Here is a 22,077-nt window from a genome sequence, read left to right as displayed (position 1 = left end):
CATGCCAAAACGTCAAGATTTAAAATCGATTCTTATTATTGGTGCCGGCCCTATTGTTATCGGCCAAGCTTGTGAGTTTGATTACTCAGGGGCGCAAGCATGTAAAGCGATTAAGGAGGAGGGGATTCGTGTCATCCTCGTCAACTCTAATCCGGCAACAATTATGACCGATCCGGAGCTTGCAGATGCGACCTATATTGAGCCGATTGAGTGGCAAACCATTGCTAAGATTATCGAAAAAGAGCGTCCCGATGCTATTTTACCAACGATGGGAGGGCAGACGGCACTCAATTGTGCGTTAGATCTTAGTCGTCATGGGATATTAGCAAAATATGGTGTAGAGCTGATTGGGGCCACAGAAGATGCGATCGATAAGGCGGAGGATCGAGGTCGCTTTAAAGAGGCGATGGAGAAGATCGGTTTAAAATGTCCGCAAGCATTTGTTGTTCACTCCATGGAGGCGGCATTTGAGGCGCAAAAGAGAGTAGGTTACCCCACATTGATTCGCCCCTCTTTTACTATGGGGGGAACCGGGGGTGGTATTGCGCATAATGAAGCGGAGTTTATCACCATTTGTGAGCGAGGATTTGAAGCCTCTCCGACACACGAGTTATTAGTTGAGCAATCAGTCCTCGGTTGGAAAGAGATTGAGATGGAGGTTGTGCGGGATAAAAAGGATCATGTAATGATCATCTGTTCGATTGAGAATTTTGATCCTATGGGGGTTCATACCGGTGATTCGATTACGATTGCTCCGGCACAGACCTTAACAGATACGGAATATCAGGCGATTCGAGATGCTACTTTTGCCATTATTCGAGAGATTGGGGTTGATACGGGTGGCTCTAATGTTCAATTTGCTGTCAATCCTGAAAATGGTGAGTTGGTGGTGATCGAGATGAATCCGCGAGTTTCTCGCTCTTCTGCTCTAGCTTCAAAAGCAACCGGATATCCAATTGCGAAGATGACCGCTAAATTGTCCGTAGGTTATACACTCGATGAGCTCAATAATGAGATTGTGGGGGAAGCCCTCAGTGCTACGGTAGAACCGGTGATCGATTATGTTGTGACAAAAGTACCCCGTTTTGCATTTGAGAAATTTCCTAAAGCGAATGATCGGCTCACCACACAGATGAAGTCGGTTGGCGAAGTTATGGCGATGGGACGAACCTTTCAAGAGTCGTTACAGAAGGCGCTTCGAGGTTTAGAGGTTGGTTTGTCAGGGCTTAATCCGCGAACAAGATCAGAAGCAAGCGTGATTGCTGAATTAGCGATGCCGGGACCGGAAAGATTACTCTATGTTGCCGATGCTTTTCGTTTAGGAATGAGCTTGGAGAAAGTTCATCACTATTGCAAAATCGATCCGTGGTTTTTGGCACAAATTGAGGATCTGATTGTCGAAGAGCAGCAACTCGAGAGAGAAGAGTTGCAAGATCTCAATTTTGAGCGTCTACTACAATTGAAGCGTAAAGGATTCTCTGATCATCGTATTGCAACATTATTAGATATGAAAGAGTCCCATATTCGCGCATTGAGAGATGAGTATCAACTTCATCCTGTCTATAAACGTGTTGATAGTTGTGCCGGGCGTTATCAGACGGATGTGGCTTACCTCTACTCAACTTATGAAGCATATTGCGAAGCCCGTGTGAGTGATCGCCGTAAAATTATGATCTTAGGGGGAGGTCCCAATCGAATTGGGCAAGGGATTGAATTTGATTACTGCTGTGTACATGCTTCTCTTGCGCTTCGAGAGTCAGGTTTTGAAACGATTATGGTCAATTGTAATCCAGAGACTGTATCGACCGATTTTGATATCTCTGACCGACTCTATTTTGAACCGCTCACATTAGAAGATCTTTTGGAGATCATCCGTATTGAGAAACCTGAAGGGGTGATTGTGCAATATGGCGGGCAGACACCGCTTAAATTGGCAAAAGCCTTAACTGCTAATGGTGTCCCGATTATTGGAACATCGGCTGCAAGTATCGATTTAGCGGAAGATCGGGAACATTTTCAAAAAATTGTGGATCAACTCGGCTTAAAGCAACCCGAAAATCGTATCGCTCACCATAATGATGAAGCACTACTGTTAGCTGAGGAGATCGGTTATCCATTAGTCGTCCGTCCATCTTATGTTTTAGGCGGCCGGGCGATGCAGATTGTTCACTCTAGTGAAGAGTTAACACAATATATGGTGGAAGCGATTGAGGTGTCTGAAGAGACGCCGATCTTATTAGATCATTTCTTAGATCACGCTATTGAAATTGATGTTGATGCTGTCTCTGATGGTGTGGAGGTTATCATCGGTGGAATGATGGAGCATATTGAAGAGGCGGGTGTTCATTCTGGTGATTCAGCCTCCATTTTGCCACCTCACTCTCTTAATCTTAATATACAAAAAGAGATAGAGCAGCAGACAAAAGCATTAGCTAAAGCGCTCAATGTTGTGGGATTGATGAATGTTCAATTTGCCGTTCAAGATGGGGAGGTATATCTGCTAGAGGTCAATCCTCGAGCTTCAAGAACGGTTCCATTTGTGAGTAAAGCGACATCTCTTCCATTGGCGAAGATTGCAGCACGAGCAATGGCGGGAATCTCCCTTAAAGAGCAGGGTGTCACCGCAGCGATAGTGCCTTCCTACTATTCGGTTAAAGAGGCGGTATTTCCTTTTAATAAATTTGCAGAAGTGGATGTTATTTTAGGACCAGAGATGCGCTCAACTGGTGAGGTGATGGGGATAGGAGAGAGTATCTCAAGTGCCTATTTAAAAGCGCAATTAGGTGCGGGTGAACGACTTGTTAAAAAGGGGAAGATCTTCTTATCGGTACAAGATCGTGATAAGGCGTTATTGAAGAGAGTCGCCAAGAATTTTATCGATCAAGGTTACTCTCTAGTGGCAACAGAGGGAACGGCCAATTTTCTTCATCAAGCGGGATTCTCGGTAGCATCGATTGCAAAAGAGGCAGGAGATCACCTTCCGATTCTTGAGATGATTAAAGCAGGTGAAATTGCATTGGTGATCAATACTGTTGAGCGAAGCCCTCAGGCAATCGAAGCAAGTTATCAGATCCGTCGGAGCGCACTAAATCATCGTGTCCCTTATTACACAACAATTGCCGGGGCCAAAGCGGTGAGTGAAGGAGTTGCAAATTTAGATCATCTTGAAGTAGCCTCTCTTCAAGAGCATCATCAGACTTTAAAGGTCTAACTACAAAAAGGTCGACTGAAGATCGATTGAAGATTGAATAAAAGATTATAAAGTAGGTTATAAAATCCTCAAAATAGTGCATTTTAATGGGCTATTTTTGAGGATTTTTTAGTATCTCTTTTTTTATAAAAAGAGAGGAAAAGCACGGTTATATCGTTATTTGTGGTTTTTAGTATATTATTTTATAAATGGGGAATAAGGGAGTTATTGATTGACTTACATTATTATTTCACTTAATTTTTAAAAAAGAGAAAGTTGCATGCAACATGTTTTGTAATTTGTTTTGTTAGCAAACGGATTAATTAAGATTATAAAAAGTGAACGACTAATCACCTATAAGTAACAGCTTTATAGAGTTTTATAGAGCAAGTTTTAGCGGGTTATATAGAGAGAGTTGTTGAGAAAAATAATAGAAGTCAGAAAGTTAAATATTGAAGGAGCGGATATGTGTCAATTTCATCTACCAAGAGAGTATAAAATTAAACCAAGCCCATGGGGGCCTGATGATCAAATAGGGCGTCTTAACTGGATTACAGATGAGAGCCGGGCGCGGGTAATGGAAGCGATCAATCCGATAAAATCGTATGATATTTCAGTCGATTATTTTATCGGTATGCCTTCATGGGCCGGCGCAGGAGATCCCTCTTTCCAGATCTGGATGACCCATACACCCAAGGGGAATGTGAATGATGACTTGATGCCGGTGAGCAAGGAGTCGAAGCAACTGATTGGCTATTCAGGAGATGCATTTACAATGTATACCCATTGTGGAACACATATGGATACCTTGAATCACTTTGGTTATGGGGATCAGATCTGGAATGGTTATTCAGAAGCAGAGGATTTAGGAAGTCGTCACTGGAATAAATGTGGTCCAGAAAACTTCCCCATTATCTGTGCAAGAGCAATCCTATTAGATGTTGCCGGAGCTTTAGGGGTTGATCGACTCCCTGAATCTTACGGTATTGGGCAAGCAGATCTTGAAAAAGCGATAGCGCTACAGAACGTTACGATAGAGCAAGGTGATATCGTGATGATTCGCACCGGGCAGATGACAGTTTGGCCCGATCGAGAGCTCTATCTAAATAATTCTCCTGGCCTTAATATTGAGGGTGCCCAATTTTTGGTAGGATTAGGTGCGATGATTATAGGTGCTGATAATATCGCACTTGAGCAGACGCCATCTGCAGAACCTGATAATTACTTCCCGGTACATACCTATCTCTTTGCAGAGGCGGGCGTGACTATTTTAGAAGTTCTCAATCTTGAAGAGCTAGCGCGTGATCGAGTTTATGAGATGGCTTTTATTGGAAGAGCGATGCCGATTAAAGGGGCGACAGGCGCACCAATTCAGCCGGTAATTTTTCCATTGAAACATTCATTGGCAGAGTAATAGTTAAACGTGGGTAGAGAAGAGAGAAATGGTCGAGTTGCGATCGATCAGAAGTCGATCAGAGGCCGATCAGAAGTTGACTAGAGAGGGGGGAGTAATAATGAAGCGATATCGAACAGTACGTGCATTGCATGAGGCTTACCGTGTAGGGGAAACAACTCCTTTAGCATATACAGAGTCTCTCTTAGCAGAAGCGGAGAGTGATCATTATGAGCGGGGAACATTTACTGCGATTTTACGAGATCGTGCTTTAGCAGAAGCAAACGCAAGTAGTGAGCGGTGGGCACAAGGTACTCCTCTTGGTCTCTTTGATGGTGTTCCGCTTGTCTGGAAAGATCTCTTTGATATTGCCGGAACTCGAACGACTGCGTCATCTTTGGCCTACTTCGATGCCCCTTTAGCTAAGGAAGATGCGGCAGCCGTTGCTTTTTATAGTGCGCAAGGAGGGATCAATTTAGCAAAGGTTGGATTGTCTGAATTTGCCTACTCAGCTTTAGGGATTAATCCTGGCTTAGGAACACCTGCAAATGCTGCGATTTCCGGCGAACGTCGGATCCCCGGAGGCTCATCAAGTGGAACGGCAGTTGCCGTGAAAAAAGGATTGGTCTCAGTAGGGATGGGGACAGATACGAGTGGATCAATCCGTATTCCGGCAGCTTTTCAAGGACTCTATGGCTATAAGCCTAGTGGTGATTTCTACCGAGATACTGCTGGAATTATGCCTCTCTCAACAACTTTAGATACTTTTGGTCCAATCGCTGCTTCATTACAAGATTGTTACGATCTCTATTGCCTCTTTGCTCAACAGCCACCTCAATTATTAGAGCAGATTTCAGCAGAGAGATCTGATGGTGAAGTGCCTCTTCGTTACTGCGTTCCTACCAATATATTTAAGTGGGAGATCGATCAAGATGTCCTCGATTGTTTTGAGCAACTTCTCTTACAATTAGAGGGAGAGGGCTATACTATTGAGCGCATTGATGTGCCGGCAATAGATGCAGTTGCAGATATTATGGATCGTTATGGAACTTTTGCAGCTGCTGAGTCGAGCTATTATCATCGAGCATTATTGCAAGATGAACGCAGGCAGAAGATCCACCCTCGTGTTTTGAGCCGCATGGCAAGGGCTAATTCGATGAGTGCGGTGGATTATTTAACATTAAAGGCAAAGAGAAGCGAAATTCTAGCGTTGATGCGTGAACAATATTCTTCAACTATCTTCTTAATGCCGACGGTGGCGATGGAAGCTCCCTTATTAGCGCCGTTAGAGGTCGATGATGAAGCCTTCTTCCGTGAGAATTTGCGAGCGATGAGATTGACGGTTGTCGGTAATTTTTTAGCGTGGGATAGTATTACATTACCGATGGGGTTCGGTGATGAAGGTTTGCCGTTAGGATTGATGGTCTCTAATAATGGATCAGATCCTGATCTACTCTTTGATGAAACAGCAAAGATTGATCGATTGATTCAAGAGAGAAGCAAAGTAGATCTATTTAGATCTGTTTAGAAAATAGTCTCTGATGAAATATTGCGCATAAAAAGTTTTGACACTAGAGGAAAATCACGTATACTTACTTTCGTCGATCAGGACACTCAATGAAAATTGAGTAAGCATATAAGCTTCTATTTGGGTGCTTAGCTCAGCTGGTAGAGCATCGCCCTTACAAGGCGAGGGTCGGGGGTTCGATCCCCTCAGCACCCACCAAATAGCAAGAGAAGCCCTGTGTTGAAACAGGGCTTCTTTTAATTTAGGTTTATCATGCAGCTTTAATATTAATTGATAAAATATAAAATCAAATAGTATTGACAGATGCCAATAAGTAAAGATATAATGATTACTCTATTGGGTGCTTAGCTCAGCTGGTAGAGCATCGCCCTTACAAGGCGAGGGTCGGGGGTTCGATCCCCTCAGCACCCACCAAATAGGAAACCCTACAACTTCGGTTGTAGGGTTTTTTCATATCTCGTTTTCATATCTCGTTTTCATATCTCGTTTTCATATCTCATTTTTATATCTCGAGATAAAAATTTAAGATCAAAAAAATCTAAGATCATATTTCAGGGAATACTTCCGGGAATATGTCAGATAAAAAAGCGCTAAAAGAGAGCCCTTCCATTTTAAGGGAAGGGCTTTCTGACGCTTCAATTCTTGAATTTATTTTTATATTTTTTAATTTTTTAGCGTTTCCTCTTTTTCATGCCGCTTAGTTTTGATCAAGTGGAAGTTTGAGTTGTTTATTCTCTTTAGCCAATGTCTTCTTCAGTAATGTTGTGTAGAGTGGGCGGCCACCGAAGAGCTGTGCAACTATTGTCGCGCCTAAACAGGTGATTAACATCGGTAAAATCAGCGCAAAGTTACTTGTTAACTCTAATACTAAGAGCGCGCCTGTTAGCGGTGCACGTACCGTTGCGGCAAAGAGAGCTCCCATTCCTGCAATGGCAAACATACCGGCATGAAGTCCATATGTTGGGAAGAGATCCGCTGCAATATCGCCAAAAAATGCCCCTGATAATGTTCCTAACGCTAAAAGTGGCGAGAAGACACCGCCGGGTGCGCCGGAGCTAAAAGAGATAATGGAGGTGAAAAAGCGGATCACGAAGAAGATTAGAATCATCTGTAGGGTGAATGATCCTTTTGTCCAATCATGGATCACATTGAAGCCTTCACCCACAACGACAGGAAGGTAGAGGGCAATGACACCACAACTTCCCCCGATGATTCCCCCCATTAAGATAAAACGATAAGTTTTACCCTTGTAGAATGCTTGGAAACAATCTTGGAGAAAGAGTAGGGAGCGATTGAAGAGGAGCCCTACGACACCAATGATAAAACCCATGACAATAAAGAGCCAGAGAGACTCCATTGGCGCATAACCAAAGACACCAACATCAAGAAGGGAGGCATTCCCATTGATAAAACGGTAGACCACTGTCGACATAATCGCGCCAATAAGTACCGCTTTAAAAGAGATCAATCCATATTTAAACTCTTCCCGCATCTCTTCAATAACAAAGATTACGCCGGCAAAAGGGGCATTAAAGGCAACAGAGAGGCCGGCAGCAGCTCCAGAGGCAAGAAGAATATGGCGATTCTCTGATAGTTTAACTTTAAAGATCGCTCCCACCATTGCAGCTAAGTTAGCTCCGAGTTGTACGGTCGGTCCTTCTCGTCCTAATACCATGCCGGAGCTTAAAGTTCCGAGTCCTCCAAAAAATTTGACCGGCAGTACGCGCCACCAACGAACGGGGCGAACATCTTGTAATGCTCCTTCAATCTCCGGAATCCCTGATCCTCCAGACTCTGGGGAGAACTTTTTAACAATATAGTAAGCAAAGAGACTTAAAGTGAAGGAGATGGCAAAAGTTGTTACGACCACTTGCCAGGTCTCGGAAAAGTATTGTTTAGGAATACTCTCCCTCAGTTGTGAGAGATAGTCGACACCTTGTTGAAAGAGGACGCCCATAAAGCCGACTAAAATTCCTACAATCGCAGCAAGAATTAAGATCTGCATTGGGGTTTTATCACTATGGATAAATTTCTTAAGATAGTTCAAATTCAGAATCCTTTTTACTTTTTATTGTAGAAATAGGATAGCTTTTTCCTATTAGCGCTAGTTATTTATTGAATCACCAGTAATCACCAGTAATCAATAGGGAGGATTATTCTCGATCACTATTGTGAGGCTATTACTAATATGTGCTTGCCTTATATTAAATACTTAGCGTCATTATATTCAGCGTAATCGATTGCTCACAACTCACTTATAACTCTCACTTATAACTCATTAATAATTTACTGATGATGATTACTGATAACCACAAAATATATTACGAAATTATGTTACGAAATTATTGTGAAATTATTACAAAAGCATTACAAAGTTGATTCAATTATAAGAAAGTTTATTAATATAGCGAAATTATTCAGGAATTATTGAGCGCTAACTTGATAACGTGAGGATTATTCTAGCCGGCTATTGCAGATAAATATCACCGATATTTCGATAGTAAATTTTCGATAGTGTAGTAGAATACTGCACTTAGCGATAGGAGTAGAGTTCTATCACACATTAAATTTTAAATTGATTGCAGCACAGTCTGCTTTCCCCTGGAAGGAACTATTTAAATGACAAAACGATCAGTAGAGCTTCTTGCTCCGGCAGGAACATTTAAGAACTTACAATATGCATATGCCTATGGTGCAGATGCCGTCTATGCAGGATTGCCACGTTATAGTTTACGTGTTCGTAATAATGATTTCCGAAATACCGAACGCGTTAAAATGGGGATCGATTATGCCCATGAATTAGGGAAGAAATTCTTCTTAGCGGTCAATACGATGCCTCATGGCGGTAAATTGAAGACCTTTATCGATGATATGGCGCCTGTACTTGATCTTAAACCTGATGCGCTCATTATGTCTGATCCAGGCTTAATAATGATGGTTCGTGAACGTTTTCCAGATCAAGAGATCCATCTTTCTGTACAATCGAATGCGGTCAATAGTGCGACGGTTCAATTTTGGCAAAAACAGGGGTTAACCCGAGTAATTCTCTCAAGAGAGCTCTCTTTAACTGAGATTGAGGAGATTCGTCAGGAGTGTCCTGATATGGAGCTTGAGGTCTTTGTTCATGGTGCGCTCTGTATTGCTTACTCCGGGCGTTGCTTACTTTCAGGTTATTTTAATCATCGTGATGCGAACCAAGGGACTTGTACCAATGCTTGTCGCTGGAACTATGGTTTAACAGATGCCACGGAAACGCCAGAAGGGGAGTTGGTACCTGTTGGCACTGATATGCAACGCATCTATCGTGAAGAGAGTCAGCATCCTAATATTGGAATTAATCCCGTCACCTTTATTCAAGACGCGATGAATGAGGTAGCTTATACCGATCTTTCAACAGGAAAGGCATATACTCCTCATCCTGAAGCAGTAAAACCTTATCTTATTCAAGAGAATGGTCAGCGTAAGGGGGAGTGGATGGAGATCAGTGAAGATGAGCATGGGACTTATATCATGAACTCTCGTGATCTTCGTGCGATTCAACATGTGCAAAAATTGATTGAGATCGGCGTGGACTCCTTAAAAATTGAAGGACGCACAAAATCACCATACTACGTTGCGCGAACCACACAGCTCTATCGACAAGCGATTGATGATGCATTAGCGGGTAGGGAATTTAATCCAGAGCTCTATGGAAAGCTTGATGGCTTAGCAAACCGTGGCTATACCGAAGGTTTCTTGCAACGTCATGCTCCTCATGCATATCAAAACTACTTAACGGGGAATTCGATCCATTCACGTCAGCAATATGTTGCAGAGGTGCTTGAATATGATCCTGAAACCGGATTATCGAAGCTTCAGGCAAAAAATCGATTCTCAACAGGGGATCGCCTAGAGGTGATTCATCAACATGGTAATCGCGATATTATCCTCGGTGAAATGAAGACAGAGAAGGGCGAAGTGATCGATTCTGCAAAAGGTTCTGCCTATGTTGTATGGGCAGATATTGGTCCAACCGATGAGATGACGATGCTTGCACGCTATCTTAATAGTGATGAATCTGTTGATTAAGATGAGAGCTTTGAGAGTTAAACTAAAGTTGACTTGATTTAGTTAAATCTTATCGGATTAGATTTTATAATAGAATTAAATATCTAAACCTCGGCTTTAAATGGTCGAGGTTTTTTTATTGTGTCATGATAATTGAATCATGAGTATTAAGTGTCGTGAGTATTAAGTGATGGAAAATTATATCTGATCAATTAGATCTCAGGTCAATCACTATTTTGCATAGCTCTAGTCGCTATCAGCAATTATCGGAAAGTATCAGCGATGATCGAGAGGCTTCGATTATTACTAACAAGAGATCTATATCAGAAGATGTTCAAATAAAGGTATATTAAATAATGTTATATTTCTGTAAATTGTTATAAAAAAGAAATATAATATCGTTATAGATAGAGATAAGAGATTAAAATTTCTTAGATAAGATCATTCGTTAAATTTTTGAATCTAGAAACGATTTGATTTTGATTTTGATTTTAAATAGAGAACTCTAACGATAGTAATTTAAGGTTTAATTTAAGGTTTTATATTTTTAAGCTTTTAATTGTCTTTTTTAAAGGAGATAGCAGATGATCCGTTGTGTACGTATGTGGACAGGTGAAGATGGGAATTCCCATTTTGAAGAGGGAACATTGGTGATGAAAGAGGGGGAACGTGGTGATTTTATCGGTCTTCCCATTGCGGTCAATGAACTCTCATTTCGTGAAACAACCTCGGGTGGATCATTTGATTGGCATAAAGATCCTGTCCCACGCTTTGTGATTACCCTTTCTGGAACATTAGAGTTTGAGATGGCATCAGGAGAGACATTTCAGATTAAACCCGGCGATATTCTATTAGCACAAGATAATACCGGTACTGGTCATAAGTGGCGTTTAGTGGATGATGAGCCATGGCGTCGAGCTTATGTTGTCTATGATGAAAAGAGTGATTTAACTTTTAAACCATTAAGTAATCAATAAGAGAAGGAGTCGATTGATGAAGAAAAATGTGAGTGAGAAGACAGATATTGTCTTAATTGGTGCCGGGATTATGAGTGCAACTTTAGGGACTTTTCTTAAAGAACTTGATCCTGCGCTCAATATTACGCTCTTTGAACGCCTTGATGATTGTGCCAAAGAGAGCTCCTACTCATGGAACAACGCGGGGACTGGTCATGCTGCAAACTGTGAGATGAACTATACACCACAACGCCCTGATGGGACTGTCGATATCAGCGAAGCGTTAGAGGTGAATACCGAATTTGATATTTCGCGTCAATTTTGGAGCTATCTTGTCAATAAAGGCAAGATTAAAGATCCTGGTGAGTTTATCCACTCATGTCCTCATATGAGCTTTGTACAAGATGCCGAAAGTGTCAAATATCTTAAGCAACGTTTCGATGAGATGTCTGCACATCACTGCTATCACGGGATGGAATACTCCGATGATTTTGATCAGATTGCAAAGTGGACTCCTCTCATTACCGAAGGAAGAGATCGCAATCAGCCGATCGCAATGACACGAATGATCACCGGTGCCGATGTCGATTATGGCGCATTAACACATATTCTTATCTCTGAGCTTGAGCAACAATCGGGATTTACACTGCATTACAAGCATGAAGTTAAAGATCTAAAGCGTGATAGTAATGGCGAGTGGTTAGTAACGGTTAAAGATCTCGATACTCATGAAAAGCGCGTGATCTCTGCGAAGTTTGTCTTTATTGGTGCCGGTGGCCGTGCTATAGAACTATTGCAAAAATCAGAGATTCCAGAAGGGAAAGGTTATGGTGGCTTTCCTGTTGGGGGAATTTGGCTTCGTTGCGATGTAGCAGATGTGGTCGAACAACATCATGCAAAGGTCTATAGTAAAGCGGCGAAAGGTTCTCCTCCAATGTCTGTTCCACACCTTGATACGCGCATTATTGGTGGGAAAAAATCGTTGTTATTTGGTCCTTATGCTGGTTTTTCCACAAAATTCCTCAAACATGGCTCCTATGCGGATCTCTTTAAATCTGTTCGTCCAGGTAACATTCTGCCGATGCTCGATGTTGCAAAGGATAATATGGGATTAGTGGAGTATCTTATTGGCCAAGTGTTACAGACACATCACCATCAGTTCGGTGAGCTTCAGGCATTCTATCCCTTAGCAAAACCGCATGATTGGGTTGAGGTCATTGCCGGACAACGTGTTCAGATCATTAAACCTGATAAACCAGAAAAAGATGGAATCTTACAATTTGGTACTGAGCTTGTAAGTAGTGAAGATGAGAGTTTAGTTGCGCTTTTAGGAGCATCTCCGGGCGCTTCAACCGCAGCCTTTATTGCGCTCAATGTTCTTAAGAAGTGCTTTAGCAAGCAGTTAGCTGATGGTTGGCAGAAGAGACTTGAAGAGATCATTCCGACCTTTGGGATCGATCTTAAAGTGGATGCAGATGCTTGTCGCGAAACTCGTCAAAGAACCGCTAAAGTTCTCAATCTAGAGTTTATTTAATCAATCAATTAATGAGCAAAAAATAAGAGATAAAGGTTCAAAACCATGATATTACATACAATATTAGCGGCTCTCGGGCCGATTGTTTTGGGTTTGTTAGTCGGTTGGGGTTCGGGTAAGACAGGATTTGTAAAACGGGAGTATACTCAAGCTTTTGCAGACTTTGTTGTAAAAATAGCCCTTCCATTTGCCCTCTTTTTGGCGGCGATTCAATCCTCTCCAAAGGTTTTGTTGGATGTGGATTATATGCTCGCTTTAGCGGTGGGACTAGTGGTAACTTATGTTGTGGGCTTTGCTGCCGGGAAGCTCTTTTTTAAACATAACAAAAAAGATGCCGCAATGCAGGCGCTCTGTGTCTCCTTTCCTGATATGGCGTACTGTGGGCCACCGGTTCTTCTTGCGACCGTTGGATCATCGGGTCTGATTGCAATGGTGATGGGAAATTTGATCTATACAGTCTTTATTATTCCTTTCACATTGATGATGATCAGTACAAATAGTAATAAAGGGGGCATGTTGAAGAGTATTTGGCATGCTGTATCACAACCGCTTGTATTCCTTCCTATTTTAGGGGCAGTATTAGCGATTATGGGAGTTAAACTTCCGGAAATTGCGCAAAATTCTGTTAATGAACTTGGTAAAACATCGGGTGGGGTAGCGCTCTTCTTCTTAGGGTTATTGATCTCCGGTATCAAGTTGCGTGCTAATGTGGAGATTATCTTCAACGTCTTTGTGAAAAACTTTGTTCAAGGGGCATTGATTTTAGGAACAGGGCTACTTCTCGGCTTAGAGGGGGAGTTATTAAAATCAGCTTTCTTAATCGGTGTATTGCCCACAGCAACAGCAGTGCCGGCATTAGCGGTAGGCAATCAGGCGTATCAAGATACTTCTGCCGGGACGGTATTATTGAGTACGTTAATGGCATTAGTCTCTATAATCATTGGTGTAACCATTGTCGATCTTATTTAAAGAATCTGAAAAGAATCTGAAAAGCATCTGATTTTTTTGAGATTACGCCATATCCATATTATTAATTGAGTGAGTGCTATCAGCTCATTAGTAAAACCCCAATATCATTCGAGATTGGGGTTTTATTTTGGGTGGTACATGGATGCTACACAAATGGTATAGGGATAGTATAGGGATTATGTATCGAAAGGAATGGCTGATAGTGAGATCTTTATATAAGATTGATAAGATGTTAATAGACGTTTAATAGACGTTTAAGAGATGTTTAATGATGCTTAATGCATGACTAATAAGCCTTGATTATGATGATTAATAGTGCTGACGCTTATTAAGGTATAAAATAGAGCGGAGCCGATGTTGGTATCGACCCATATCGATTGTACATATCGATTGTATATTAGAAAGGAATAGAGAAAAGATTATGAGCAACATTGTAAAAGAAGTTTTTTATTTAGAGGGACATCCCCATATTACCCTCAATAATCTTCTGAAAATGACAGGAGTTGCCGAAACTGGTGGTCGGGCAAAATTGATGGTCAGTGATGGATTAGTGAGTGTCAACGGAGAGATCGAACTACGTAAGACAGCAAAAATATTGGCCGATAGCCATGTCACGGGAGAAGGTTTTGAGATTACCGTTCTTGCCGGGGATGGGGTTTAATTTGACGTGTTCAACACAATGAATAATTCGGATAAATGGTCCGAATAAATAATTTAGGTGGATGAATCAACTAGGTTAAAGGGGCAGAGGAGCCATTATACAAGGCTCCTCTTTATCGTTTTATACAAATTGATTATTTTGTTTTTAAGGGCGCATCTAATAGTGCTTTAACATTAAGAATAATAAGCTCGTTATCATCAGCGGTATTAGGAAGGCGACTGCTTGAAAATGGAAGATTATTATCATTTCCTACAATAATCTCTTCATCATTGACGATATCTACATTTTCAATTGTGAAGAAAGGGAAAACAAAGTGTCCATTACTGAGCGGTTTGCGCGAGAGATTATTCGGATCTTCGATCTCTAATAGATCGATATAACCTATTTTATCGACATCTTTATTTTGGTTATCTTTATTGAGTGCGATTTTATAGATACGTTTAAATTGCGGGAGATTCTCTTCTGGAAAACAGTTTGCTCTAACATCATTTTTACAAACGAACTCTATAACGCCCTCCCCATTATCTCTTTCGATAACAAGCGCATATTGATCATCAATCATATTAAAATCACCGATTGATAAACCCGGCTTTTCAAGAGGATAATACCAATAGTTTCCGCTCCACTCTTTTTGGGAAACATCAAACTCTAAAATAATTAGATTATTACCATCACTCTCAACAAGAGCGCCTTCTAAGAGGGGGTAGAGCTTAGAACCATCTCGGCTCACTGCCATTCCTTCAAATCCTTTTGAACGTAGCACTTCAAAGTTAAGTTTTTGTTCGGGATTTCCAGGTGTTGTTAAGCTGTAGTGATCTGGTGATCGTAATCGTTCTCCTTGAAAGTAAGTTTCATAGAGTGCCACTATACGACCATCGGTTGTTGCCTGGATGAGATAAGGGCCAAATTCATCACCTATCCAGAGATAACCCCCGGCAAATTGAAAGCTCTCAAGATCAAGGTCTGCGCCAGTTAGATAGCGCTTTTCTGTTGCTTCATTTTGAATACGGAAAGGAATCTTCTTGTCAGGATCATGTAAAAAGATAGTTTTTAATCGTTTAAATTCATTATTATCAAAATCAATATCATATTGGTTGAGATAGAGCATAAAGTCGGGGGAGTTTTTAGCACTTCCTGCACCATTATCAGTTAAGAGCCAATATGAGCCATCAGCCATTTTTTTGATTCCAGAATGACCTTGTATCGGTTGACCTTTAAAGGGAAGGGAGACGCCTGTTGGGCGCCCCATCGATTTTCCCTCAATTGAGCCGACCACATCATTACGCAGATTTTGTGTAAACTTTCCACTTATCTGGAGATCATCGGGTGCATCGTTAGGTGCTGAAATTATACTTTCTGCGGGAATATAGGCGTGAGCGGTTAAAGTTGCGGGATATTTTTCACTTGCGAAAGAAGGAGCGGTTGTTGAGACAAGAAGTGATAGTAGAAGTGCGGCGATAGGTTTAATATGTGTTGAAGAGGGATATGCTGAAGAGGATGTTGTCATGAGAGACCCCTTTTTAAGTAGGTTGATAACAGGTTGAGTCTCTATCCTACAAACCCTTTTTAACAGGATAATTACAGAGAGGTGCTATTTATTACGACGCACCTCTCTTTTTTGAAATAGGCTTATCATGCCCCCTTTTGTAGGAGATTTGATAAGCCATATCAGGCCATATCAGCCATATTAGCAATGGAATATTAATCTAATGAGATATAGATCTACGCCGCTCGCAATTTTTTAACCATCTCTACAAGATATTGGCGCACATCTAATGCTGATGTCGCCTCTTGTTCGAAGGTGAAGCGGAAAAAAGCCTCATCATGCGCCACAGTAAATCCATATTGATCCACTTCTACCATGCGGACAAGATCAGGCTGAGTGACGGTTGTTTGAGTGCTAAGATAGAGGAGTAGGGCATCATGGTGATCGGCATTCATATGATCGATCATCTCCGATTCAGATTTTTCATCAAAGATTGTCGGCGCAAGAATAGTGTCATAGTCAACCCAATGAATCTCTCCAAAGCCATTGATATAGCGCGCTTTTTTAGGTTTTAAGAGATAGAATTGGAAGTTGTGAACTTTATGGTAACGACTACTTTCAGGATAGAAGCGTTCATAGCGCTTGGCAATTGCCGGGATCTCTTCTTTAGTCGCGGCTTTGACATCACCAAGAATGGTTAATCTCCAGCCTTTTTGAATATTATCTTGATCATCATTGTGAAGTGTTAGTGAAGCTTTCGGATTCTCTTTAACATTTTTAGTATGTTGAGCAATATCTGCAATTAAGAGAACGATCTCATTGCGCTCATTGAGACAGAAAGGAACGACAGAGCCAAGAGGATAGCCTTCAAGATCGAGTGTATCGCGCATAATGGTTGCCAATACTCCATTGAAGTTTGCAAGTAATTGTATGCGTGAGTCTCTTGCTGCATCTTGTTTGCTGTAAGTCTGTTTTAAGTTATTTTTAGTGATCAATTCGGACATCTGTAAATCTCCTTAAGTATTGTTTGAGTGGGTGTTTAAGTTATTGATTATGATTTTAGGGATCGATTCTGTGAGATTTTATAATCGCCCTAGTTTGAACTATATTTTGAAAGCAAGCGTTGAAAAGCGACTATCTTGAGGATCATTCAGCGTAATAAAATTGACTTTAAAGACCTCTTCTAGCTTCTTCGATTGCCACAATTGAGCGGGTGTATGCTCTCCGACGATCTCTCCCCCTTTAAGGAGTATTAAGCGATCGGAGACTTGCAGAGCATGATTGAGATCATGCATTACGCAGATAATGGTGAGCCCCATTTGAGTCAGTTTTTTGAAATAACGTAACAGTTGTTGTTGATGATAGAGATCGAGATGGTTAAAAGGCTCATCAAGAAGCATCACTTTATCTCTTAATGCTCGATCATTCTGCTCTTTGGTAAAGAGCGTCTGTATCAGAACCCTTGCGATTTGAACTCGATGTTGCTCACCGCCGGATAGACGTTGATAGGGCTGCTCAATTATTTTTTCAAGTTCTAAGGTCGTTACAAGATCCTTTAATAGTGGCTCAACATCAGGATGTTGCGGCTCTACCTGATGAGGCATTAATCCCATCAATATAATGGCGCGTGCATTGAGTGCAAAGGGGATATGCTCTGTTTGCGGGAGAACAGATCGCTTTGTTGAGAGCTCGCTGACAGAGTATTCTGATAAAGCTCTCTCATTAAAGAGAATCGCTCCACTAGAAGGCTCAGCATCTCCTGCTAGAAGAGTTAAAAGTGTGGTTTTTCCTGCGCCATTAGGACCGATCAAAGCGGTAAATCCCCCTTGAGGAATTGTGAGTTGCGGAATATTGATCAATACTCGATTCTGATATTTTAAAGTGACACCATTTAATGTAAACATCTAGCCTCTCCCTTGTCGGTAGACGAGATAAGCTAAGAAGGGAGCGCCGATAAAGGCGGTCAAGATTCCAATCGGCACTTCGCTATTGCCGGCAATCGTACGCGAGAAGCTATCGGCAATGATGAGGAGAATTCCGCCAAAGAGATAGGAGAAGGGTAAAACGAAGCGGTTGTCAGCACCAAAGACCATACGAATTAGATGAGGAATTAAGAGGCCAATAAAGCCGATTCCTCCAGAGAAGGCTACTGCTGTGCCGGTAATAATAGCGACTCCCCAGATCTGTTCACGCTTTAGACGCTCAACATTGATCCCAAGATGCTTCGCTTCCCGCTCACCTAGAAGCATCGCATTCATCGATTTTGCTCTGCGCCAGAGAAGTGGCAGAATGATGATCTGCACTACCAGTAAAATGGTGAGTTTCTCATAATTGAAGCTACTTAAGCTCCCCATTGACCAAAAGGTGAGAGAGCGAAGTTCTGTCTCATCAGCAATAAAGGTCAATAGCCCGATCAAAGCTCCAGTAAAAGCATTGATAGCAATCCCAATGAGAAGCATCGAGCTAATACTAATACCGCGTGTATTTCGAGAGAAGAAGTAGAGTAATGAAGTGATAAGCCATCCACCAATGCATGCGGCGATCGGTAATGCATAATCTCCTAATTGAGCAAAGAGTGTTGGCATAAGATGGGTTCCTAAGACAATCGCTAAAGCGGCAAAGAGCGCAGCTCCACTAGAGACTCCAATAATGCCCGGCTCAACTAAAGGGTTGCGAAAGAGCCCTTGCATAATTGCTCCAGAGAGCGCCAATGCGCCTCCAACAAGTAGGGCTGCTAATATTCGAGGGACGCGAATATTCCAAACGATGTAATACTCCATCGAATCTGCTTGAAAGAGGTTTCGCCAATCCAGCTCCATCGCGCCTTGTCCGGCAGCAATGATAAGAACGAGAATAAGTGAGAGAAGTATTGCGCCAATGATGGGACGCTGATACTGATCAAAAAAGCTACTATTCACAATTATTGCTCCTGAAGGCACTCATTGATTGCCGTTAATAGCGCCTCTCCTTCGGAGAAGATATGAATGCCATAGACTAAGTAGTTACTCATATTGAGATCAAAGACACATTGTGGTTGGAGCGCTTGAGGCCAATGATCGATCCCCGTCATTCTTCGTTGAAAAGGGGGAATGCTTCTCTCTTTTCTCTCCTTTGTTGTCGGAGTAGGATCGAAATTGCCACGATGACCGATGAGGACAATATCGGGACGCTTCTGTAATTGATTCTCTAAAGAGACCGCTCGGTAGTTATTAAAATCATCCCCAAAAAGATTTCTGATATTAAGGAGGCCAAGGAGCTTATCTGCAGAAGTTTTACCGCCCGAGATTTGTGGTGAACCTAATTGGGCTTCTTGTAGGATAAAAAAGGCACTTAAATCGGGTTGTTGCGCACTCATCTCTTTCAATTTTTTAGCATCATTGGCGACTTTTGCTTTCAATGCTTCACCTTTCTCTTCGCTTCCTACTTTGGCGGCGATGGTGGTAATCGCATTTTGAATATCCTCGACATCCACCCATTCGGGAAATTGAATCATCTCTACACCAGATTGTTTGATCTGTTCAAGAACTGTTTGTGGACCTGAGTCGAAAGCGAGTAGTACGAGATCGGGATTTAACGCGAGAATTCCCTCTGAGGAGAGAGAGAGGCGGTAACCGATATCGGGAACTTTATTGAGAGAAGAGGAGGTATGGCTTGTTTTATCGATTCCAACAAGCGTTGATTCTGCACCAAGCGCCGTCACAATCTGTGTTAAGGGGTTTGATGCTGAGACAATGCGTGATGCAATGTTATCTGCTGCGATGGCCTGTGTACTTAAAGTGGCAAGAAGCGTGGTGATGAGTAATTTTCGGAGCATATTAAACCTTTTTTGTAAACCTTTTCTGCTAGATCAAATTGTTGTTATAGAGATGCTAAAATTCATACTTCACCGAGAGGGCCGCATTGAATCCAGGATTGGTTGCACGGCGTAGATCGCTACTATCTCGATTGACAAGGCGTTGACTCCATGAGCTATATTCTTTATTGAAAATATTGTAGAGACCGGCATTAATCGTGATATCGCGACGAGGTTTATATTCTGCAATAAGGTCGACGGTGGCATATCCCGGACCAGGCTGTGGAGGATCTTGTGGTAGGTCGTAAGGACTCGGTTCATTGAGATTGATATCTTTCGCTTTTTTACCTTTGACTGCTTTTAAACGGGCTCCGATATAGAGATTATCGAGATAGTTATAATCGATCCCGATAGTTGCTGTCAGCGGTTCGATGTTGTTGATAGGATTATTTGACCCTTTCTCTTTACCTTTTGCATAGGCAAGACTTCCATTGATTCCGATCGTACCGTTACCATTTTGAATGGTGAAGAGATCTATATCTCCTTTGAGTTCTAAGCCATAAATTCTACTTCTATCTAGGTTGATCGCTTGAAATACGCGATATCCAGTTAGTGGATCACGGGCAGCTTCTTGGCGTTCCTCAATAAAATTTTTATAGTCGGTATAAAAACCGGTGGCAGAGAATGATTTTGTATTATCGATATAGTTCCAACCGAGCTCATATGATTTACTCGATTCGGGTTTAAGATTAGGGTTAGATTTACTGATATAACCATGCGTAGGATTACCAAATCCGACATTGATTGCGCTAAATGAAGGTGCTCTAAATCCTTCTGAGTAATTAAAAAAGAGCGTATTCTCTTCTGTAGGATGCCAAAGGAGTGCGACTCTTTTAGAAAATTGACTTTTACTCACAGAGGCAGGTTGATCACCACTTGGATTTGCACTCTGATAGACTCCTCCTAATTTAGGGGACATCTTGTAATGGTCATAGCGGATGCCGGCAATCACTTCAAATTGACCTTCATAAAAGCTAATGCGATCTTGCAGGAAGATCCCAAGCTCTTTGATCTTAGAATCTGGGAAGCTTTTATTAGGGAATGTTTCACTCTCATCCCTCATTCCCGTCGCTATGTTAATGGTATTCCCATCTCTTTCTGTTGTGACTTTATTGTGGCGATAGTTCACACCATAAGTTAAGTTATGGAAAACAGCATCATTTTGTGCAATACCTTTGGTAAATTCTGCACCTAAACCATAAGTTTTGTTATTAAAGTCGCTATAACGAGTTCTATAGGTGGTTTTACTACTAGGGGAGTATTTATTCGCAGGTATAAAGCGCATCTCATTATGATCTTGTTTTGCTTTGCTATCTTGAAAATAGATATTCCAAAAACCACGATCAAATAGTGCTGTTTCTTGATTGAAATCGTGACGTAATGTTACTTGCTGACGTTTATTAACGTCTTTTGTATGTATATCTAGGTATGTTGTACCAAATGATACTGAGTTTATTTTTGAAAGAGGATCGGCATGGAGGCTCTCTTTAAAGTTCTCGTACGTTAAGCTAAAGCGATGATTAGCATTGGGCTCGAATACCCATTTTGTTAAGAAGTTATAGGTATCAGCTTCCGATTTATTAGGGTGAGTACGGTTTGGTCCGATTGTTTTTTCACTTGAGGATTTTCCGGCATGATTACGCTCTTCATGGGGATTGGTGTAGGTTAAACGTGCAAATGCCGAGAGCTTATCATTAAAGCGACCGGCAACTGTTCCGGAGAGAAGCGTTTCTCTTGTTGCAGTACGATAGCCCGCCTTAACCTCACCGCCGAAATTGCTATCACTGCGGAGAAAATCACTTGGGTCTTTTGTCTGCATAAAGATCCCCCCGGCAAGTGCGCTACCACCGTAGAGGGTCGACATTGGACCTTTAATAATATCGATACTCTTCATTGCATCGATATCGAAGTAATCACGACTCGTTGAGAGATAGCTCCCAAAGTTATAGGTCATAGGAATAGGAGCACCATCAACAGAGATTAAGACACGATCTTTGCCAATTCCTCTAATACGAATATCACTAATTCCTCCTGATTTATTGAGATCAACTGTGACGCCTGGCTCATAATTGAGTAGTTGAGCGAGATTGGTCGCATTGAGACGGTCAATATTTTTCGTATCAAAGTGGGCAATCGTTGCGGCGCTCTCTGCTATTTCTAAATCCTCCTTGAGTGCACCACTAACAATCACTTTTGAGAGGGTGACTGAAGGAGTATTATCAATTGATCTATTGGGTATTGCGATACCTTCTGCATTAAGCGTATTGTCTAATACCCATTCCGGCGTTGATTGGGCATAAAGTGGCGAAATAAGAAGAAGGCTGGTAATGATAGTGAGAGGATTTTTTTTAAAAGTCATGAGAGCAGCTCTTATTATATGAAACAGTATATCTTTTAAGGTAGTATCTCATTTGCTAATGAGATTCGTTATCAAATGAATACTATTAATTTTTGTTACTG

At 41.6% G+C, this 22,077-nt stretch carries 15 protein-coding genes, 2 tRNA genes and 1 pseudogene; 11 read left to right on the top strand and 7 right to left on the bottom strand.

Features of this window, described 5'->3' with window-relative positions; all coding sequences use genetic code 11:
• Nucleotide 1: 1 nt before the first annotated feature.
• The 6 genes and pseudogenes from carB to DC082_RS11025 form a co-directional block, all read left to right on the top strand.
• Nucleotides 2-3,133, top strand: a pseudogene (gene carB / locus DC082_RS05495) (carbamoyl-phosphate synthase large subunit); the annotation flags it as partial.
• A 523-nt stretch (nt 3,134-3,656) separates the two neighbouring features.
• A complete protein-coding gene (locus tag DC082_RS05490; RefSeq protein ID WP_109236058.1) occupies nt 3,657-4,604 on the top strand; it encodes a cyclase family protein in 948 nt (315 codons plus the stop codon).
• 100 nt (nt 4,605-4,704) lie between these two features.
• Nucleotides 4,705-6,111, top strand: a complete 1,407-nt coding sequence (locus tag DC082_RS05485; protein ID WP_157957411.1) for an amidase family protein — start codon at nt 4,705-4,707, stop codon at nt 6,109-6,111.
• 122 nt (nt 6,112-6,233) lie between these two features.
• Nucleotides 6,234-6,309: transfer RNA gene (locus DC082_RS05480), tRNA-Val, on the top strand.
• 140 nt (nt 6,310-6,449) lie between these two features.
• Nucleotides 6,450-6,525 (top strand) — tRNA-Val (locus DC082_RS05475).
• 158 nt (nt 6,526-6,683) lie between these two features.
• Nucleotides 6,684-6,812, top strand: coding sequence for a hypothetical protein (locus tag DC082_RS11025; protein ID WP_268245773.1), 129 nt, complete (start codon nt 6,684-6,686; stop codon nt 6,810-6,812).
• Here the strand turns inward: DC082_RS11025 and clcA are convergent.
• Nucleotides 6,809-8,116: a H(+)/Cl(-) exchange transporter ClcA gene (clcA, locus tag DC082_RS05470; RefSeq protein WP_109236206.1), complete on the bottom strand. Its 1,308-nt coding sequence runs from the start codon at nt 8,114-8,116 to the stop codon at nt 6,809-6,811. The genes DC082_RS11025 and clcA overlap by 4 nt on opposite strands.
• Before the next feature lie 614 nt (nt 8,117-8,730).
• On the opposite strand from clcA, the gene trhP reads away from it, so the two are divergent.
• The 5 genes from trhP to DC082_RS05445 all read left to right on the top strand — a co-directional run bounded on the left by trhP (nt 8,731) and on the right by DC082_RS05445 (nt 14,278).
• Entirely contained in the window at nt 8,731-10,179 is a 1,449-nt protein-coding gene (gene trhP, locus DC082_RS05465; protein ID WP_109236056.1) for a prephenate-dependent tRNA uridine(34) hydroxylase TrhP, read from the top strand.
• 563 nt (nt 10,180-10,742) lie between these two features.
• Nucleotides 10,743-11,135, top strand: a complete 393-nt coding sequence (locus DC082_RS05460; RefSeq protein WP_094566674.1) for a cupin domain-containing protein — start codon at nt 10,743-10,745, stop codon at nt 11,133-11,135.
• A 16-nt stretch (nt 11,136-11,151) separates the two neighbouring features.
• Nucleotides 11,152-12,648, top strand: a complete 1,497-nt coding sequence (gene mqo, locus DC082_RS05455; protein WP_109236055.1) for a malate dehydrogenase (quinone) — start codon at nt 11,152-11,154, stop codon at nt 12,646-12,648.
• A gap of 45 nt (nt 12,649-12,693) precedes the next feature.
• Nucleotides 12,694-13,617 carry an AEC family transporter gene (locus tag DC082_RS05450; RefSeq protein WP_094566676.1) on the top strand — a complete coding sequence of 308 codons (924 nt, stop codon included), beginning with the start codon at nt 12,694-12,696 and terminating at the stop codon, nt 13,615-13,617.
• 421 nt (nt 13,618-14,038) lie between these two features.
• The gene (locus DC082_RS05445; protein ID WP_109236054.1) at nt 14,039-14,278 is read left to right on the top strand and encodes an RNA-binding S4 domain-containing protein; all 240 of its coding nucleotides are present in this window, start codon (nt 14,039-14,041) and stop codon (nt 14,276-14,278) included.
• A 133-nt stretch (nt 14,279-14,411) separates the two neighbouring features.
• On the opposite strand, the gene DC082_RS05440 is transcribed toward DC082_RS05445, so the two are convergent.
• From DC082_RS05440 to DC082_RS05415, 6 genes are all read right to left on the bottom strand, one after another.
• Nucleotides 14,412-15,785, bottom strand: coding sequence for an esterase-like activity of phytase family protein (locus DC082_RS05440; protein ID WP_109236053.1), 1,374 nt, complete (start codon nt 15,783-15,785; stop codon nt 14,412-14,414).
• 215 nt (nt 15,786-16,000) lie between these two features.
• A complete protein-coding gene (locus tag DC082_RS05435; RefSeq protein WP_109236052.1) occupies nt 16,001-16,768 on the bottom strand; it encodes a HugZ family pyridoxamine 5'-phosphate oxidase in 768 nt (255 codons plus the stop codon).
• A 99-nt stretch (nt 16,769-16,867) separates the two neighbouring features.
• Nucleotides 16,868-17,668 (bottom strand): ABC transporter ATP-binding protein, encoded by an 801-nt coding sequence (locus DC082_RS05430; protein WP_109236051.1) that lies wholly within the window; start codon nt 17,666-17,668, stop codon nt 16,868-16,870.
• A complete protein-coding gene (locus DC082_RS05425) occupies nt 17,669-18,682 on the bottom strand; it encodes a FecCD family ABC transporter permease (protein ID WP_229821589.1) in 1,014 nt (337 codons plus the stop codon).
• Between the two features lie 2 nt (nt 18,683-18,684).
• Nucleotides 18,685-19,578 carry a heme/hemin ABC transporter substrate-binding protein gene (locus DC082_RS05420; RefSeq protein ID WP_109236050.1) on the bottom strand — a complete coding sequence of 298 codons (894 nt, stop codon included), beginning with the start codon at nt 19,576-19,578 and terminating at the stop codon, nt 18,685-18,687.
• 55 nt (nt 19,579-19,633) lie between these two features.
• Nucleotides 19,634-21,976 (bottom strand): TonB-dependent hemoglobin/transferrin/lactoferrin family receptor, encoded by a 2,343-nt coding sequence (locus DC082_RS05415; RefSeq protein ID WP_109236049.1) that lies wholly within the window; start codon nt 21,974-21,976, stop codon nt 19,634-19,636.
• Nucleotides 21,977-22,077 lie beyond the last annotated feature (101 nt).

This window comes from Ignatzschineria indica, from assembly GCF_003121925.1.
GTDB lineage: Bacteria > Pseudomonadota > Gammaproteobacteria > Cardiobacteriales > Wohlfahrtiimonadaceae > Ignatzschineria > Ignatzschineria indica.
Note: the sequence above shows the minus strand (reverse complement) of the source record. Positions and strands in the feature narration are given on the sequence as shown.